Source organism: Solitalea lacus (assembly GCF_022014595.1).
Lineage (GTDB): Bacteria > Bacteroidota > Bacteroidia > Sphingobacteriales > Sphingobacteriaceae > Solitalea > Solitalea lacus.
Map to the genome: position 1 here is coordinate 3,914,403 of NZ_CP091740.1, position 18,782 is coordinate 3,933,184.

Genomic DNA, 18,782 nt, shown 5'->3' on the forward strand with positions numbered 1-18,782 from the left:
CTTATTTAGCAGTAATTCTTCCAACCCAACCTCCTCCCGGAGCAAGGAGCACTTTTAATTTACTATTTTTATTTACTTCTTCGCTTTGCATTTTGTAGTCAATACCGTCTCTAGCAGCATTAACTCCATCTTTCCAAATGGTAATTTTATATTGCTTATCGTCTAAAAAAGATAAATTAATTTCCAATTCACGAGCCGTCCAGTTATTCATAGCACCAATATACCAATCACCATTACTTGCATTACGAGCCATCGTAACGTATTCTCCAACTTTTCCGTTCAGCACCTTGGTATCGTTCCATTCAACAGGTACTTTGCTTAAGAACTCCATGCACTCAGGTTCCTTGTAGTAATTGGTAGGATTATCAGCCAACATTTGCAATGGGCTTTCATAAACCACATACATTGCTAACTGATGACAGCGAGTACCCATGCTCATTGGTTTATTAAATGATGGATACCAATCGTCCTTTTGTGCATTAATCATAGCCCCAGGGGTATAATCCATTGGCCCGGCTGCCATACGAATAAATGGAAGCGTGACATTATGCTTTGCATCAATCTTTTTGCTATCATCCCACTTATTTTGCTCCAATCCATATACCCCTTCACGAGTTAATACGTTTGGATACAAACGTTGAATACCGGTTGGCTTGTAGCTACCATGGAAATCAACTAATAGTTTTCTCTTAGCGGCCTCCTGTGCAACACGTTCATAATAATTCACCATTTTCTGGTCATCGCGCTGCATAAAATCAACTTTGATTCCTTTAATTCCCCACTTTACAAATTGATCGAGTGCACTCGTCATATTTTTATCCAATGCCGTCCATGTTGTCCAAAGTATCAACCCTACATTTTTTTGCTTTGCATAAGCTGTCAGTTCTTCCATATTAATAGCCGGAATCGACTTTAACAAGTCACGCGTATCAGACCAACCCTCATCCAAAACCACATACTCTAACCCGTATTTAGATGCAAAATCGATGTAATATTTGTAGGTTTCATTATTTATCCCTGATTTAAAATCAACACCTGTAATGTTATTTGCATTCCACCAATCCCAGGAAATTTTGCCTGCTTTCACCCAACTATAGTCATCCGTTGTAGCTCGGTTTAGCTGATAAACTAATTGATTGGTTAATAAATCTCCATCGTTTTTAGCAATCATCAACAGGCGCCATGGCAGTTGTTGCGGACCGTTTAATTTTGCCAGAAAGTTCTCTCTTTTAATCACCTTAACATCCCTGTCGCTTGTTTCTTTTTCTTCAAGCGGATATTGCGGTAATGTTCCATGAAACCCATTCCTTCCATTTCCAACAATCCACAACCCGGGATAGTTGAATAAATCCGATTCAGTAAGCAACACTTTAACATTTCCTGCATCTACTAAAGCAGGCAAACTTGCAAGCTTATCCTTATCAATTGAATCAAGAGGCCATTGAACGTAGGTACGCTCATTGTGAGAGTAAAAGCTTTTCTCCAACGGATACCAGGCCTTACTCGCTGAAGAAAAGTTAACATTCACTTCCTCATCTACTACTTTATAATCACCACTTGCTGTAATCATCCATCGATAGGCAACTCCATTATCAAAGGCTCTGAAAGCTAACTTTACCTGCTTATTTAAGTTGAGAATAAGTTCATTATACTTATTCTCAACTTCCTTTTTCTTTTCTTTTACCACAGGGCGTAACACCTCGTTAACACTATTTGTTTGGGCCTTTACATTTTTTACAAAAGGAAGGGCATTATCAAGTTTCAAATCAATTGCTGAAGAAGCAATAGTTTCTTTACCGTCAACCCATACGGAATAAGTAATTGCAGGATTGGTGCTAACTTTAATAATGATAGTCTTATTGGGAGAGCTGACACTAAATTGCTGAGAGAATGCTTTTATCCCAAAAAAGTCATTAGGGATTTAAGTTTTTGTCAAGTCAAATGTTTTATTACAATTCCATAGGCCGGTAAACCATTCTCTTCGTTTCATGGCCAGCGACAGTTTTAGGATTTTCTGGCTGCCGTTTTTTACCATATACCCGCCAATGGCAAACACCTTGTAGCGTAATGTTTTCAGGCGTTGTTCTACTTGGGTATTAAGCACGACCTGCCTGAAAAGGCTGATGAAGTTATAGGCCATCATCACCCAGTTCAGGGCCGCTTCGGTGGCATCAAAGTTTTTAAGATTGAAGCTGTCTGCCCCAAAATCGTATTTCAGTTCTTTGATCCGGTTTTCGCAATTGGCCCTTTGCCGGTACAGATTCCACACCTGAAGTGCCGGCAGGGTTAAATCGGTGACAAAACAACTGTAGCGGTAATTTTTATAAATGCCCTCGTCTTCAAATAGTTTCAGCGTTTTGCCCGTTGCACAGGGGCGTTCACTGACTTGCTGGCGGACCATGACCAGCCTTCTGGGTTGATCCCACAGGGGACTTTGATAAGTGCTTTCGGCCACTTCGATACCAGCAGTAACTTTTACCCACAGGTGTTGTGCGGCGAGTTTTTGTTGGATCGGTTTGTACTGCCGGGCGGCAATGATGTAGTTGCCCACTTGTGGACTTTGCTCCAGATACTCAAATACTTCTTTACCGTAAAATCCACTGTCGGCCCTGAATAAGCCTATTTTTTTACCGTTTAGTTTTTCGATCGTATCGGCTAAAAAGCCCTGAAAATTATTGCTCGTATAGCTGTCGCCGCTTCGCAGCCAAAAGTTGGCGACCATTTTTGTTTCCTCTATAAAGGCGATTAAAGGATGATGACTGTTGCGGCCTGGCTTAAGGGGGTTGTATCCTTTTTTACTACCCTGTTGCCCGCCGTATCGGGTAAGGATGGTGGAGTCGACATCCAGCGTGTAATTATCATACTGCAGATTGCCAAAAAACCATTGGTATAAAGGGGTGAAGATCTGCTGGTTGGTGGCCAGGGTATGTTTATTAAAAAAGCGCTGGATGGCTTTACTGCCTGCCATTTGTTTGAAACCCCAGCATTGTTTCATGACCGCATCATGGCGCGTTACCTCGCAATGTTCAAACTTGTTGGCCCCACACCATATACTGGTCATAAACTGTTGGATGAGTTGATGCGGAGAATACCCCCGGTTTGACCCTGGGGCTGGCAATGGCAACTGATCCAATGCAGCTTCAAAATCCATCCTGTCCAACATTTTTTTCATCAAAATAATACCCGACCAAGGAGTTATTTCTTTGTCTGTAAAGTCAATTTTCAGGTCCAAGTTCAAATAAGGTTTACTTACTGCAATTTCCTCCAATTTACATTGGTATAAAACCAATAGTTATCAACAAGTTAACACTCTTAATTTCTAATGGCGGTCATTAGAAATTGAGGCTAATGACTTTTTTGGGTTTATTGTAAATAGACAAATAAATAATAGCGCTGATATATATTTCATGTTTTAAGGTTTGAAAAACAATTTTACTTATTTCATTCTTAATCAAAAGAAAGCAGTCGAAAGCAGTCAAAAAATCATTATTTTATTTTAAGCTTAACCTGTAACAGGCTTAATCTAATTATACAGACGTTTTAACAGTTAAGTAGTACCAGTTTAACAATCTTTCTTTTTAGTTAATGCAACAAGCAATAAGTATTTTCTGGTTTCGCAGGGACTTAAGAATAAGCGATAATGCAGCACTGTATTATGCGTTAAAATCTGAATATCCTGTCCTCCCCATTTTCATTTTTGACACTGAAATTCTAAACAAATTAGAAGATAAAGACGATGCACGGGTGCATTTTATTCACAAAACAATACTAAAGCTTAATAGTGAACTTAAGATGCTTGACACTTGCCTATTGGTAAAGTTCGGATCTGCCCAGCAGATTTGGGAAGAGCTAATAAATACTTATAATATAAAAGAAGTGTATACCAATCACGACTATGAACCTTATGCTATTAAGAGAGATACCAGCATAGCCAGTCTATTGAGCACACATACTATTAAATTTAACACATATAAAGACCAGGTAATTTTTGAAAAAGGTGAGGTTTTAAAAGATGATAAAAAACCTTATACCGTATTCACTCCCTATAAAAACAAATGGATTAAAAACCTGAATGATTATTACTTTAAGTCTTACCCTACTCAAAAGTACTACTCAAATTTTCTTAAAGCACCATTGTTTGACATTCCAACTCTTAAAAGCATTGGTTTTCAAGAATCAACCATACCTATACCTGAAAAAAAATATCAATCTGTAATGAAGGAATATGCAGAAAAACGTGACTATCCGGGCATAAAGGGTACCAGTCTTATCAGCATACATTTACGCTTTGGTACAGTAAGCATCCGGGAGCTCGTACAAAATGCAATTGCCGCAAAGGCCGACACCTGGTTAAATGAGCTTATTTGGCGGGAGTTTTATTTTATGATTCTTTGGAATTTCCCGCATGTTACCCATTCTGCCTTCAAGCCAGAATATGATCGGATAAAATGGAGAACTAATGACCAGGAATTTCAAAGGTGGTGCAATGGCAATACAGGTTACCCTATTGTGGATGCAGGCATGCGTGAACTTAATAGTACCGGATTTATGCACAATCGTGTACGAATGATTGTAGCAAGTTTCCTAACAAAACACCTTTTGATTGATTGGCGTTGGGGGGAAGCTTACTTTGCCAGAAAACTCCTCGACTTTGAACTTTCAAGTAACAATGGAGGTTGGCAATGGGTAGCCGGATCCGGCTGTGATGCTGCACCTTATTTTCGAATTTTTAACCCTTATGAACAAACGAAAAAGTTCGACCCGCATCATTTATACATAAAAAAATGGGTACCTGAATATATGGAATTCAGCTACCCTTTACCTATTGTGGATCATAAATATGCTCGAGAACGGTGTTTAAAAGCTTACAAAATGGCTCTAAATGGCCTGAAGTAGTTCTAACTCAAATATAAAATTGGAATTGGCTGGTGCCAGTGTTTTCCCTTGACCATCGGTAATTGTTCGTTCTCCAAAAACATATCCTGAAGGAACGTATAAGATAATTTTCCCACCTGGCTGAATCAGAGGTATGCCTATTTGAAACCCTGCAATTAAATCACCAAGGGTATACGTGGCAGGTGCATTTATTGTACTTTCATCAACCACCGTTCCGTCAAGCAACAATGCTCTGAACTTTACCTGCACTCTGGTACCCGCATTATAAATGATATTGCCTGTACCTGGCTGAACGATGTTATAATAAACTCCGCTTGAAGTTCGAATATAAGGCAACTCTTTTTGTTTCAGAAAGCCTTGGATAGCTACTGTATCTTTGCCGAGCTGCTCGTCAAATTTACGCTGCTCATCACGTTGCTGTTGCAACGGATCGTAATCATCTTTTTTACAGGAGATAAGTAGCACGAAGGCTAACAATGGAAGTAATAGAAGGTTTTTCATATTGAAATTTATTAGGTATATATAATTTACCTAATAAATTTCACTAATCCTCTGCTGTAACAGTTTATTTATTCAACTTTCTTCAGTTCAATATCAAAAATCAGAACTGAATTGGCTGGAATTGGACCGTTTGCGTATGGCCCATAACCTAAATGAGAAGGTACCAATAATTTCATCTTTCCACCTTCCTTAATTTTTTGCAATCCCTCAATCCATCCAGGGATTAATCGATTCAATTGATACTTAAAACTCTCACTTGAGTCAAAAACATTACCATTAGTAAATTTTCCAGTGTAACCAACAGTAACAATTGAAGCGGCAGCCGGAGCTACTCCTGTACCTTCTTCAATGATTTGATAATTTAAGCCTGTTGACGTTTTCTGAACTCCTGTCAAACTGTTCGTATTAATATAATTGGAAATAGTGGTACTGTCAGTTTTCCATTGTGCCTGATAATCAAAAGGCGTCGGCTCCTCTGATTTTAAACAAGCAGTAAAAGCAAATGCTGCGAATAAAACTGTTAATGCTAAAACTAATTTTCTCATATAAACATCCATAAAAAAGGTCCGCATTACGGACCAATACCTTAATTATTATCTAATTTGAACTAATACTTTTCAATCTCAACCAAATTGATATCAAACACCAAAGGTGTATTCGGAGGCACAGCTGCATTTCCACAGCTACTGTAAGCCAGATGAGAAGGAATCATTAAACGAATTCTACCACCTGTTCCAATTAATTGCAAGCCTTCTGTCCAACCTTTTATTACCTGTTTTAAATTAAAGGAAGGTTTATACCCGGCAGAGTCGAACGCCTTACCAGAGACATCTGTTACAAATGAACCTCTGTAATCAGCCTTTATAATAGAACTTGAACGTGGCTTTTGTCCTTCTCCTGCATTATAAATAACATAAGACAAACCCGACTGGGTGGTTATCACACCAGTCATTCCTTTACGAGCTACAAACTCACGAATGGCCTTTCTATCTGCCGAATCTTGCGTTGCTGTATATTCATTCACGCAGCCAGGAGCGTAAGGATCCGTACCACACATACTCATCAAAAAGCCCAGGGCCAACAATAAAGGGAGGAATAATTTCTTCATTCAGTTTACTCTTTATATTTTATTAGAGAACGCAAATATGCTTGGAATCGGATAGTTATAAAAATATTTTTTTGTTTATCTGACAAAATCCCGCTTCAAACCCTTGTCAGCTAAGAATGTTCCTGAAAAAACAACGGCGATATCAAAAGTTATCGCCGTGTAATCCTCATAGTTCTAAACTCAATTCGCTTTTAAAAACAATATTTATTTTCCTCAATCAAGGTTTTAGCAACACGTTGACGAGCATCTTTACTATTAAACGGTTCTGTTTTGGTGAAACGTTTCAAGCCCATCATCATCATTCGAAGCTCATCACCTTCTGCAAATGAATTTAGTGCCTCCTTACCGTGTAACCAAACCTGATCCATTGCCTCATTCAAATAAATACGAGTAATATCAATTTGATTGGCGCAAACTTCTTCTCCCCGCATTCCAATCAATTTCTCTGTACGTAACAAGGCTGATTCTGCCACATAAGCCAATGATGCCATATCTGCTATGTTCATTAAAATTTCCTGTTCTTTAGCCAGGGTCATCATTAATTTTTGAACAGCTGCACCGGCAACCATTAATGTGGCTTTTTTGATATTCTTGATTAATCGTTTTTCGTATGCAAACAGACCTTCATCAGAAACGTTAAAATCAGGAATTGACATTAACTCTTGTGCAACTGCCTGAGCCGGGCCCATCAGGTTCAATTCACCTTTCATGGCACGTTTCAACATCATATCTACAGTCAACAAACGATTTATCTCGTTTGTCCCTTCAAAGATCCTGTTAATGCGGGAATCCCGATACGCCCGATCCATTGGAGCTTCAGCAGAGAAGCCCATACCGCCATAAATCTGCACACCTTCGTCGGTTACATAATCCAAAGCCTCAGAACCGTAAACTTTTAAAATGGCACATTCAACCGCAAACTGCTCTGTACTTTTTAGTTTTGCCTTACCAGGTTCCATGCCGTCGGCAACTAAAGCCTCATAAGCATCGTCGATATTTTGTCCTGCTCGGTACATTGCCGACTCAACTGCGTAAATCTTTGTAGCCATTTCGGCAAGCTTATAGCGAATGGCTCCAAACTTGGAAATAGGCAATTTAAACTGTACACGCTCATTTGAGTAGTTTACAGCTTTATTAACTACCTCTTTTGAAGCACCAATTGCTGCGCCAGCCAATTTAATACGGCCGATATTTAAGATGTTTACAGCGATTTTAAATCCGTTTCCTCTTTCGGATAACATGTTCTCTACCGGAACATGGCAATCATTAAAGAAGATTTGACGGGTTGAAGAGCCCTTGATTCCCATTTTGTGTTCTTCTGGGTTCATGGTGATACCGCCAAAGTCTCGTTCAACGATAAATGCCGACAAGTTCTCGTCATTATCAATTTTAGCAAAAACGATAAACACGTCAGCAAAGCCACCATTGGTTATCCACATCTTTTGCCCGTTGATTACATAATGCTTTCCATCTGCCGATAAAACAGCCTTAGTTTTACCAGAGTTTGCATCAGACCCCGAGTTTGGCTCAGTTAAACAGTAAGCTGCTTTCCACTCTCCGGTAGCCAATTTAGGAATGTATTTATCTTTTTGCTCGGCATTACCGTAGTATAAGATTGGGAGTGTTCCGATGCCGGTATGAGCCGACATGGCAACTGCAAATGAATGCCCTGCTCCAATAACTTCGGCTACCAGCATTGAGGTGTTAAAGTTTTTACCAAAACCTCCGTACTCTTCAGGTACAGAAACTCCCAAAATGCCTAATTCTCCGGCTTTGTCCATTAAGCTTTCCATTAACCCCTCTTGATGGTTATCAATGGCATCCAGCTTCGGAAACACTTCGGCTTCCAGAAAATCAGAGCAAGTTTTAGCAATCATCAATTGTTCTTCATCCCATTGTTCGGGGATAAAAATATCAGCGGCGTCAGTTTCTTTAATCAAAAACTCTCCACCTTTAATTTGTTTATTTTTAATTTCTTCCATAATGGTTGATTATTATCGATTCAAAAACTAATTCAGCAACTCAAATATTCCGGCTGCTCCCTGTCCGGTTCCAACACACATGGTTACCATACCGTATTTTTGTTTACGGGCACGAAGCTCATTCAGGATCTGAACTGTAAGCTTGGCTCCCGTGCAGCCAAGAGGGTGCCCTAAGGCGATAGCTCCCCCATTCACGTTGATTAAATCAGGGTTTAATTCAAGGTTACGAATAATGGCCAGTGATTGTGAGGCAAAAGCCTCATTCAATTCAATTAAACCAATATCTTCTTTCTTCAAACCACCTTTTTTCAATGCTACCGGAATAGCCTCAATTGGACCTATACCCATGATACGAGGAGGGACACCGGCAACGCCGTAACTAACCATACGTGCAATAGGTTCAGCGTTTAACTCTTTTAACATTTTCTCAGAAACCACTAAAACAAATGCAGCTCCGTCAGAGGTTTGAGAAGAGTTACCGGCGGTAATGCACCCATTTGCAGCGAACACTGGCTTTAATTTTGCCAGTTTATCAAGTGCTGTGTCGGCACGAGGACCTTCATCTGTATCAACCACATACTCTCTGGTTTTCTTTTTCATATTCGAATCCAGGTAATTTTCTTTTACCGTAATTGGAATAACCCCGGCTTTTAAGGCCCCGTTTTGTTGAGCTTTAATTGCTTTCTGATGTGACTGAAATGCAAATTCATCCTGATCTTCTCGAGAAACATTAAACTCTTTAGCAACCGCTTCTGCAGTTAACCCCATTCCCCAGTAATAGTCAGGGTTATTTTTAGCTACTTCAAAGTTTGGCACGATCTTCCATCCGCCAAAGGGCATTCCCGACATTACTTCTACTCCACCTGCAATAATGCAATCGGCCATACCAGCCTTTATTTTGGCAGCTGCGATCGCGATGGTTTCCAAGCCGGAAGCGCAATAACGGTTCACTGTCATTCCAGGAACCTTATCAGTTTTTAGCCCCATCAAAGAGATCATGCGACCAATATTTAAGCCCTGTTCAGCCTCAGGTGTGGCATTACCCACTATTACATCGTCAATTTTGTCTTTATCAAGATTGGGCACAGATGCCACCATATGTCCAACTACCTCAGCAGCCAGATCATCCGCACGCATAAAACGAAACACTCCGCGTGGCGCCTTACCAACGGCGGTGCGATATCCTGCTATAATGTATGCTTCCATGTTTTATTAGATTCTTAAGTCGTGAATAACTATTCAAGACCGGTTAAAAATATCTTTGTTTTATTTTCTTTACTTTTTCTAATTGCGAAGTGGCTTACCCTTGGTTAATATACTTTGGATACGCTCAAGCGTTTTCTTCTCACCACATAGCGATAAGAAAGCTTCTCGCTCAAGATCAAGGAGGTATTGCTCAGTAACAACAGTAGGAGCCGATAAATCTCCGCCACACATTACCCAACCCAGCTTTTCTGAAATCTTTTTATCATGCTCAGAAATATAGCTGCCTGAATACATGGTATTTGCTCCTGCATAGACCATACCTAATCCTGATTTTCCAAGTACCTTAATATCCTTTCGCTGTACAGGTTGAACATAGCCGGCTTCAGCCAATTCTATTGCCTTAGCTTTTGCATCAGCAATTAGCCGACTACGATTCATGGAAATATCAAACTTGTCTTTTTGCAAGTACCCCAAATCATAAGCCTCTAATCCTGAAGTTGAAACTTTGGCCATCCCTATAGTTAAGAAACGATCTTTTAGTACATTTTGTTCAATTTGGCCTTCGCCAAAGGCATCCGAAGCCCTCAGCGTAAACTCTTTAGTTCCTCCTCCACCAGGAATTAGTCCTACTCCAAACTCAACCAATCCCATGTAGGTTTCTGCATTAGTTTGAACAAAGTCTGCATGCAAGCAAAGCTCGCAACCACCTCCCAGAGTTAAATTATGAGGAGCGGCAACAACCGGTATGGATGAGTAGCGCATACGCATCATGGTATTTTGGAACTGACGAATGGCAAAATCCACCTCATCCCAATCTTGTTCAATGGCCATCATGAAAATCATTCCCACATTGGCTCCAGCTGAAAAATTGGCTCCATCATTACCCACAACCAAACCACGAAAATCTTTCTCTGCCAGTTCCACGGCTTTATTCAAACCGGCTAAAACTTCTCCGCCTATGGTATTCATTTTAGTATGGAACTCTACGTTAAGAATACCATCTCCTATATCAGTAATTGTAGTCCCAGCGTTTTTCCATACCGTTTTCGTTGGACGGACAGCATCTAAAATGATGTATTCTGATGTTCCAGAAATTGCTTTGTATGATTTTGAAGGAATATCATAGTACAATTTCTGCCCGTTGTCGATTTTATAGAATGAAGTATTTCCGGCGGCAAGCATTTCAGTTACCCAGGCAGCAGGAACATGACCGTATTTCTTCATCATTTCAATACCTGCCGCAACGCCTAAGGCATCCCAAACTTCATACGGACCAAGCTCCCAACCGAAACCGGCACGCATGGCATCATCAATACGATATAATTCATCTGAAATTTCAGGAATTCGATCAGAAACATACTCAAACAGACCTGAAAAGGACGCTCTGAAAAACTCTCCTGCCTTGTCAGGTCCTTGGGCATAAGCTTTCATTCTAGCTCGTAAGTCTTCAATAGGTTTCAGCATTTCTAATGTTGCCGATTTAACCTTTTGTTGTGGCTCGTACGCTAAAGTTTTAAGGTTTAATGAAAGAATTTCAGACTTACCATCTGCTCCTTTAATTTTTTTATAAAAGCCTTGTCCTGTTTTGTCTCCCAACCAATTATTCTGCTCCATTTTAGCAACATAGTCAGGCAGTTTGAATAAATCACGAGCTTTATCCTCCGGACAATTATCATATAATCCTTTGGCAACTTTAACCATGGTATCCATCCCTACCACATCAGTTGTGCGGAAAGTAGCGGATTTTGGCCGACCTAATACCGGACCGGTAAATTTATCAACCTCGTCTACAGTAAGCTCCATTTTCTCCACCAGGTGCAGCATGGCCATAATACCATAAACCCCTATACGGTTGGCAATGAAAGCAGGCGTATCTTTACACAATACTGTTGTTTTTCCCAAGAATTTATCGCCATAGTGCGTCAAAAAGTCAACAACTTCTGGTTTAGTATAAGGAGTAGGGATAATCTCTAATAGACGAAGGTAACGCGGCGGGTTAAAAAAGTGTGTTCCACAGAAATGAGCTTTAAAATCTTCACTTCTGCCTTCAGCCATCATATGAATAGGAATTCCTGATGTGTTCGATGTTATTAATGTTCCCGGCTTGCGGAATTTCTCCACTTGCTCAAATACCTTTTTCTTTATTTCAAGATTCTCAACAACTACTTCGATAACCCAGTCACATTTAACGATATCCTTCATGTTATCTTCAAAGTTTCCTGTGGTTATTTTGCTAAGAACTTCTTTATTATAAACAGGTGAAGGATTGGTTTTAACAGCGGTATCTAATGAACTGTTTACTATTCTGTTTCTAACAATCGGACTTTCTAATGTTAACACATTTGCAGTATCGGCCGCTAAAGATTCTTTAGGCACAATATCAAGTAATAAAACCTCTAGACCGACATTGGCAAAGTGGCATGCTATTCGAGAACCCATAATTCCCGATCCTAACACCGCGACTTTTTTAATGATTCTTTTCATATTTTGAATTCACTGATTGATTATTATTGATCTTAACTTATGTTTAGGAAATTACTCTATAGCTTCGTCTTCGTCTGGCTGGTAATCCTGAGTCAGTTTGTTTATTTTCTGAAGTGCTTCAATGCAAATATTTTTTTCCTCTTCGGTTAAATTTTCGGCCAGGTACTCATTGAATTTCTTCACAACCCCGCTGGCTATCTTTCTTTTTTCAACCCCCAGTGGAGTTAGAAATATTTTAACAAGGCGCTTATCATGGGTATCGGTTTCTCTGTAAATCATTCCCATATCTTCCATACTGTTGAGTAACCTGGATAAACTGGTTGCCTTTTGACCCAGTAAACCGGCCAATTGTGACACTGTTGTTCCCTCCTTAGCTACATTCATTAACAGATATCCAAAGGCATGTGTAATTCCATATTCAGCAGCAATTTGATTGTATTTATTAGCAATACTTTGCCAGCTGATTTTCAAATAGTAATCAATAGTATTTAGCTCTTTCAATTATTTATTGGTTTAGTTGATGATTTGAAAACTTTATTCTAAATTGGTCAAGCAAGCATTTTTACTATGCACGCATAGCGAATCTAAGCAAAAGAAAATTACTATGCAAGCATAATGAATAAAAAATATCAAATTATTCTCTCAAAAAAAAAAGCATAAAACAAAAAGCGCTACGTGGTGATAGCGCTATTAATATTTCTTATTTTTTGATTGATCCAGCTATTTTTCAAGAAATAGACAATAGATTAAACCCTTACCATCCTTCGGCTTTATCGTCACCCCGCTTATCCGCTCCCGCTTCATAATATCCCCACTGCGTTTTTAAAATAGCATCGGCTCTACCCATTGCAGCCCTGGATTTAAAGTTGTATCCTTTGCGTTTAAGTTTTTCAATTGTAAGACTGTCTATTGCACTTTTTTCATATTGAATCGAATCCGGAGTCCATTGAAAATGAAACCTGCCGGCATTAACTGCCTGTTGCATGCTCATTCCATGGTCAACAACATTCATAATATTTTGAAAAACTGTTGTTATTATGGTTGATCCTCCGGGGGTTCCTACTACCATAAACAATTTGCCATCTTTTTCTAGTATGGTTGGCGCCATTGAACTCAACATCCGTTTTCCGGGCTGAATTGAATTGGCCTCACCTCCTGTAACTCCAAATAAATTTGGAACACCAGGCTTCACACTAAAATCATCCATTTCATCATTCAGTAAAAAACCTGAGCCTTGCACAAAAACCTGTGATCCAAAATTAGCATTGAGTGTTGTTGTAATTGCCACTGCATTTCCTTCCCTGTCGACCACTGAAAAATGCGTGGTTTGGTCACTTTCCTTAACATTAATCGCAGGAGTTTTGAATCCTAAATCACCCGGTTGAATTGCTGAACTTGGAGTAGCCTTTTCAAATGAAAAATTTGCCATCCTTTTTTTCAAATAATCAGGATTGAGCAAGGCCTGAACAGGAACACTATAAAACTCCGGATCACCTAAGTAAGCAGATCTATCGGCATACACCCTACGCTCTGCCTCAGTAATTAACTGAACACTCTTTTCTGTATTCCACCCCAAAGCTTTCAAATCATAGGCTTCCATTATTTTCAATAACTGAATTAAACAGATCCCTCCACTTGAGGGCGGAGGCATTGATATAACCTTGCAGTTTCTATAGGAGCCGGTAATGGGTTTACGCCATATTGATTGATAATTTTTCAAATCAGCATGCGTTATCAACCCTTTACCCCATTGCATTTCTTTAACAATATTATCGGCAGTTCTACCCTCATAGAATCCGGCTCGTCCCTTATCTCTAATAAGTTCAAGAGCGATAGCTAAATCTTCTTGCTTTAAGTTATCTCCAGCCTTCCAATTTTCTTCCTTTATAAAATATTTATTCTCTGGCTGGTTATATTTTACAAAATCGGCCTTATACTTATTTAATTCTCCGGCCTGCATGTCAGTTAGCGTAAAACCGTCTCTTGCCAAATCAATTGCAGGCTGAAGCAATTCGGACCATTTTAATTTACCATATTTTTGATGAGCCTGAACCATTCCATCAACTGATCCCGGCACCCCAACAGCCAAATGCCCTTGTAAGCTTAAGTTAGGAATAACATTCCCTTGTGCATCAAGATACATATCTCTACTTGCTGCAGCTGGTGCAGTTTCTCTGAAGTCAAGAGAATTAATTTCACCTTTTGCCGAACGATAAACCATAAAACCTCCACCGCCAATATTACCTGCAATTGGATATACTACCGCCAGTGCAAACTGAACCGCAACGGCAGCGTCAACAGCATTCCCGCCTTTCTTAAGGATTTCAACACCCACTTTTGAGGCTTCAGGATGAGCACTTACAACAACTCCGTTATCGTATTTATTTTCCGGCGATTGCCCTAATTGCCCTTTAACACATGATGTAAATAATAGTGTTAAGGTCAGAAACAGGGATAACTTATTAGATAAATGGATCATATGCTTTTAATCGGTTTAAACCAAAGATAAAATGATAACCGGGTGAATCAAGCCTTCTTAATAAAAATTGCCCTGCGGTTATCCCCCAGGGCAATAAACAAACACTAAACAAATTATTATCTTATTAAACTGCCAAAGGTTCATCATGAGCATAAATTTGCTCTACAGCAGTTTTATTCTTTTCTAAAATAACTTTACGCTTAAGACTAAGCTTCGGAGTCATTTCTCCTGCATCAATAGACCATTCTTTAGGCAAAATCACAAACTTTTTCACCTTTTCCCATTTACCAAAGCCGTCGTTATATTTATCTACCTCTTGTTGGAAACGTGCTATAACCAATGGATTATTAATCATTTCGGAGTTAGAGCCACAGTTTAAACTATGTTTCTCACACCATTCTTTCAAAATTGGAAATGCCGGAACAATAAGGGCTGAAGGGAAACGCTGGTTTTCACCCAACACCATTATTTGCTCAATAAACACCGATTCTTTGAATTTATTTTCAATCATCTGCGGGGCAATATATTTACCTCCGGCGGTTTTGAACATTTCTTTCTTACGATCGGTAATTTTTAAGTACTTCCCTTCTACTATAACCCCAATATCTCCAGTATGGAACCATCCATCTGTAATGGCTTCTGCGGTGAGTTCGGGGCGTTTGTAGTACCCTTTCATAACATTTGGACCTTTACACAGAATCTCACCATCTTCAGCAATTTTAACATGAACCTCGTCAATGATCTTACCTACGGTTCCGAAATAATGACCCTCGGGCTCTAAAGTATTTACTGCTATTACCGGGGATGTTTCTGTCAACCCGTAGCCTTCCAATACCGGAATGCCTGCCCCGTAAAATACTCGAGCCAGTCGCTCTTGCAAAGCAGCTCCCCCTGAAACAATCGCTTTTACATTACCTCCAAGAGCATCTTTCCATTTAGAAAAAATAAGCTTGCGAGCCAGCTTCAATTGCTGTTCGTACCACCATCCGTTTTTACCATCATGTTCATATTTCAGCCCTAAATTTAGCGCCCAGAAAAACAATTTTTTCTTCACCCCGGTTAAGGCTGCACCTTTGGTCACAATTTTATCGTAGACCTTTTCCAATAAACGCGGAACGGTAGAAAAACAATCAGGCTTTACTTCGCCCAGGTTGGCTGCAATTGTTTCAGTACTTTCGGCATAATAAATAGAAACACCGATAGACATATACATATAAACTACCATTCGCTCAAAAATGTGCGAAAGGGGTAAAAAACTTAATGCTTTATGGGTACCAGGAGGGCAAATTTTTTGACAAGCCATTACATTGGTTACTAAGTTCCCATGAGTAAGCATTACGCCTTTAGGGTTACCGGTTGTACCTGAAGTATAAATTAACGTTAGTAAATCTTCAGCCTGTACCTGCCCATTCCATTCCTTTAAAACAGAACGGTTGCTTTCTTTGCCTAATTCTTTCACTTCTTCCCACGAATGGGCTCCGCTTACCTCATCGTATGTATAAATGGCCATTAACGACGGTACCTCATGACGTACCCGCTGAACCTTTGCATATAGCTCTGCATTGGCTACAAACAATACCTTTACTTCGGCATCGTTTAAGATGAATTTTAAATCATTTTCAGCCAAAGTTGGGTATAAAGGAACATGTGTGGCATCAATTTGCAAAATTGCAAAATCAACAAAATTCCACTCAGGGCGATTAGGTGACATATTGGCCACACGATCGTGTTTGCCAATACCTAATTGTAGCAAACCTAAACTTAATAAGTCTACTTGTTCTCTAAATTCCTGAGCTGAATATTTAATCCATGCACCGTTTTTTTTAGCTGCTACAACCTCTCTCCCCTGATAACGATCAGGCATGGTATTGAGAAGGTCGACAATGGTGTTCAATTGCATCATAAGGTATGGTTAAAGGTGTATAATTATTGAATTTGGTTTAACTTTCTGAAATTGATAATATACCTAAAATAACCGGCTTATCGATTTCCCCTTTCATATAAAATTCACATTTGATAAACCTTATACCAAATCAGTATTTGGTACAAAGATATTTTTATAGACCAACAAAGCAATATTCCAACAAAAATTTTTCCTACAACACTATTTACTAAATATAATTTTGAATTTAAAAAACTTTTGCCATTTAATTTAAATACTTTCCTATAGGGAAACCAATCAAAAAGCAAGCCATATTCTCCACCTGAAGAAGTAACGCCCAAAAGAAAACAGTAAAGGAAGAAACTTCATCCCTTCTCCAACAGGTTATACTTTAGAAATTTAAAAAACAGAGGGAATACATCAGTTAAGACGTATTCCCTCTGAGAATTTATGGCACTGCAATCTGATTTATTGCATGTATATTTTTTCAATCAGTTGCTGATTGTTATTAATAATTACTTTGCGTTTTAAACTTAATTTAGGAGTCATTTCCCCACCATCAATAGTCCATTCTTTTGAAAGCAATTCAAACTTTTTCACCTGCTCCCACTTACCAAAACCCTGATTAAAAAGTGCTATCACCGCTTCGTATTTCTTAATCACTTCAGGATGTTTAATCATTTCGGCATTGTTGGTATATTGAATAGAGTGGCGAGAACACCATTCTTTTAAATTCTCAAAACTGGGAACAATTAACGCCGCAGGGAAACGCTGATTTTCCCCAATAACTAAAATCTGTTCTATGAGCAGTGATTCTTTAAACTTATTTTCAATGATTTGCGGGGCTACATATTTTCCACCTGCAGTTTTAAACATTTCTTTTTTCCGGTCAGTAATTCGTAAAAAGCCATTTGGGTCTAATTCTCCAATGTCTTCTGTATGGAACCAACCTTCTGCATCTATAACCTTTTCCGTTAGGTCAGGACGTTTATAGTACCCACTAAACACATTTGGCCCCTTACAAAGAATCTCCCCATCGTCTGCAATTTTTACAGTAATGCCGTCAATAGGTTTTCCAACGCTGTTAAACTTATAATTCTTCGGATCAAAGTGATTGGCAGCAATTACCGGTGATGTTTCAGTTAAACCATAGCCTTCCAAAACAGTTATTTCGGCAGCCATAAAAACTCTGGCTAAGCGAGGCTGCAAAGCAGCACCTCCCGACACAATCAATTTCACCTCATTGCCAAGCGCTTCTCGCCATTTGCTAAAAACAAGTCTATTAGCCAGTTTTAATTGTGTTTCGTACCACCAACCATTGGCTCCGTTCAACTCATACTTTAAACCTAAATTTAAAGCCCAATAAAAAAGCGTTTTCTTAATACCGGTAAGCTCTGACCCCTTAATGGTTATTTTATCGTAAATTTTTTCCAGCAAGCGAGGTACAGTGGTAAAGAAATGAGGTTTTACCTCTTGTAAATTAGCTGAGACGGCCTCTATACTTTCTGCATAATAAACTGTAATTCCCAAAAAAGCACAGAGGTAATTTGCTACCCGTTCAAAAACATGTGAAAGTGGCAAAAAACTCAATGCACGTTCCACCCCTTGCGGAATAAACTTATGCAAAGCCTGTAGCTGACTTATAATATTATGATGACTCAACATTACCCCTTTTGGAGTTCCTGTTGTCCCAGACGTGTAAATAATGGTTAAAATACTGTTGGGTGAAATTTGCGCTCTTCGTTTGTTGATTTCCTCAATATCATTTTGGGGATTGCACAATTCCTTCCATGAAAGAATGCCAGAAATATCATCATAGGTATAAATTGCCTTTAATAATGGAATTTCTGATCGCAGTGCATCCACCTTTTCATATAATTCACGAGTTGAAACGAAAATCACTTTTACCTCGGCATCATTTAAAATAAATTTGATATCCTGATCTGCTAAGGTTGGATACAGGGGTATGTGAACAGCACCTATCTGAGTTATGGCATAATCAACAAAATTCCATTCAGGCCTGTTAAAGGACATATTTGCTACTTTATCATTCGGACCAACACCTATACTTATCAGTCCCGAACTCAACTGATTTACTTGATCGGTGAATTCGTCTACCTGATATTCATGCCAACGTCCATTTTCTTTGGCACACACAAATGGCTTGGCGCCATAACGTTTCCCTAAAGAATCAAACAAATCAACAATTGTCGTTACACTCATTGGTTTCCTTTTTATGCAGAA

13 protein-coding genes are annotated in these 18,782 nt (G+C 39.1%); 1 reads left to right on the top strand and 12 read right to left on the bottom strand.

Translation table 11 applies throughout. The features are described 5' to 3' along the window. Nucleotide 1 precedes the first annotated feature (1 nt). Together L2B55_RS16905 and L2B55_RS16910 are read right to left on the bottom strand one after the other, a co-directional pair. Nucleotides 2-1,921, bottom strand: a complete 1,920-nt coding sequence (locus tag L2B55_RS16905) for a glycoside hydrolase family 97 protein (protein ID WP_338092204.1) — start codon at nucleotides 1,919-1,921, stop codon at nucleotides 2-4. Continuing rightward, a complete protein-coding gene (locus tag L2B55_RS16910) occupies nucleotides 1,922-3,268 on the bottom strand; it encodes an IS1380 family transposase (RefSeq protein ID WP_237847370.1) in 1,347 nt (448 codons plus the stop codon). Between the two features lie 317 nt (nucleotides 3,269-3,585). Here L2B55_RS16910 and L2B55_RS16915 point away from each other — a divergent pair, with 317 nt between their 5' ends. After that, nucleotides 3,586-4,896 (top strand): cryptochrome/photolyase family protein, encoded by a 1,311-nt coding sequence (locus L2B55_RS16915; protein ID WP_237847371.1) that lies wholly within the window; start codon nucleotides 3,586-3,588, stop codon nucleotides 4,894-4,896. Here the strand turns inward: L2B55_RS16915 and L2B55_RS16920 are convergent. From L2B55_RS16920 to L2B55_RS16965, 10 genes are all read right to left on the bottom strand, one after another. Further along, the gene (locus L2B55_RS16920; RefSeq protein ID WP_237847372.1) at nucleotides 4,879-5,397 is read right to left on the bottom strand and encodes an FKBP-type peptidyl-prolyl cis-trans isomerase; all 519 of its coding nucleotides are present in this window, start codon (nucleotides 5,395-5,397) and stop codon (nucleotides 4,879-4,881) included. The two genes, L2B55_RS16915 and L2B55_RS16920, sit on opposite strands and share 18 nt — an antisense overlap. 68 nt (nucleotides 5,398-5,465) lie before the next feature. Continuing rightward, nucleotides 5,466-5,942: an FKBP-type peptidyl-prolyl cis-trans isomerase gene (locus L2B55_RS16925; protein WP_237847373.1), complete on the bottom strand. Its 477-nt coding sequence runs from the start codon at nucleotides 5,940-5,942 to the stop codon at nucleotides 5,466-5,468. A gap of 62 nt (nucleotides 5,943-6,004) precedes the next feature. After that, a complete protein-coding gene (locus L2B55_RS16930; RefSeq protein WP_237847374.1) occupies nucleotides 6,005-6,505 on the bottom strand; it encodes an FKBP-type peptidyl-prolyl cis-trans isomerase in 501 nt (166 codons plus the stop codon). Nucleotides 6,506-6,696: 191 nt separating this feature from the next. Beyond that, the gene (locus tag L2B55_RS16935) at nucleotides 6,697-8,487 is read right to left on the bottom strand and encodes an acyl-CoA dehydrogenase family protein (protein ID WP_237847375.1); all 1,791 of its coding nucleotides are present in this window, start codon (nucleotides 8,485-8,487) and stop codon (nucleotides 6,697-6,699) included. A gap of 27 nt (nucleotides 8,488-8,514) precedes the next feature. Beyond that, the gene (locus L2B55_RS16940; protein WP_237847377.1) at nucleotides 8,515-9,693 is read right to left on the bottom strand and encodes an acetyl-CoA C-acyltransferase; all 1,179 of its coding nucleotides are present in this window, start codon (nucleotides 9,691-9,693) and stop codon (nucleotides 8,515-8,517) included. Nucleotides 9,694-9,771: 78 nt separating this feature from the next. Beyond that, nucleotides 9,772-12,177, bottom strand: coding sequence for a 3-hydroxyacyl-CoA dehydrogenase/enoyl-CoA hydratase family protein (locus tag L2B55_RS16945; protein WP_237847378.1), 2,406 nt, complete (start codon nucleotides 12,175-12,177; stop codon nucleotides 9,772-9,774). A 51-nt stretch (nucleotides 12,178-12,228) separates the two neighbouring features. Beyond that, nucleotides 12,229-12,678, bottom strand: a complete 450-nt coding sequence (locus tag L2B55_RS16950; protein ID WP_237847379.1) for a MarR family winged helix-turn-helix transcriptional regulator — start codon at nucleotides 12,676-12,678, stop codon at nucleotides 12,229-12,231. A gap of 253 nt (nucleotides 12,679-12,931) precedes the next feature. Then, nucleotides 12,932-14,656 carry a gamma-glutamyltransferase gene (ggt, locus tag L2B55_RS16955; RefSeq protein WP_237847380.1) on the bottom strand — a complete coding sequence of 575 codons (1,725 nt, stop codon included), beginning with the start codon at nucleotides 14,654-14,656 and terminating at the stop codon, nucleotides 12,932-12,934. 124 nt (nucleotides 14,657-14,780) lie between these two features. After that, nucleotides 14,781-16,559 carry an AMP-dependent synthetase/ligase gene (locus L2B55_RS16960; protein WP_237847381.1) on the bottom strand — a complete coding sequence of 593 codons (1,779 nt, stop codon included), beginning with the start codon at nucleotides 16,557-16,559 and terminating at the stop codon, nucleotides 14,781-14,783. Between the two features lie 447 nt (nucleotides 16,560-17,006). Further along, the gene (locus tag L2B55_RS16965) at nucleotides 17,007-18,761 is read right to left on the bottom strand and encodes an AMP-dependent synthetase/ligase (protein WP_237847382.1); all 1,755 of its coding nucleotides are present in this window, start codon (nucleotides 18,759-18,761) and stop codon (nucleotides 17,007-17,009) included. Nucleotides 18,762-18,782 lie beyond the last annotated feature (21 nt).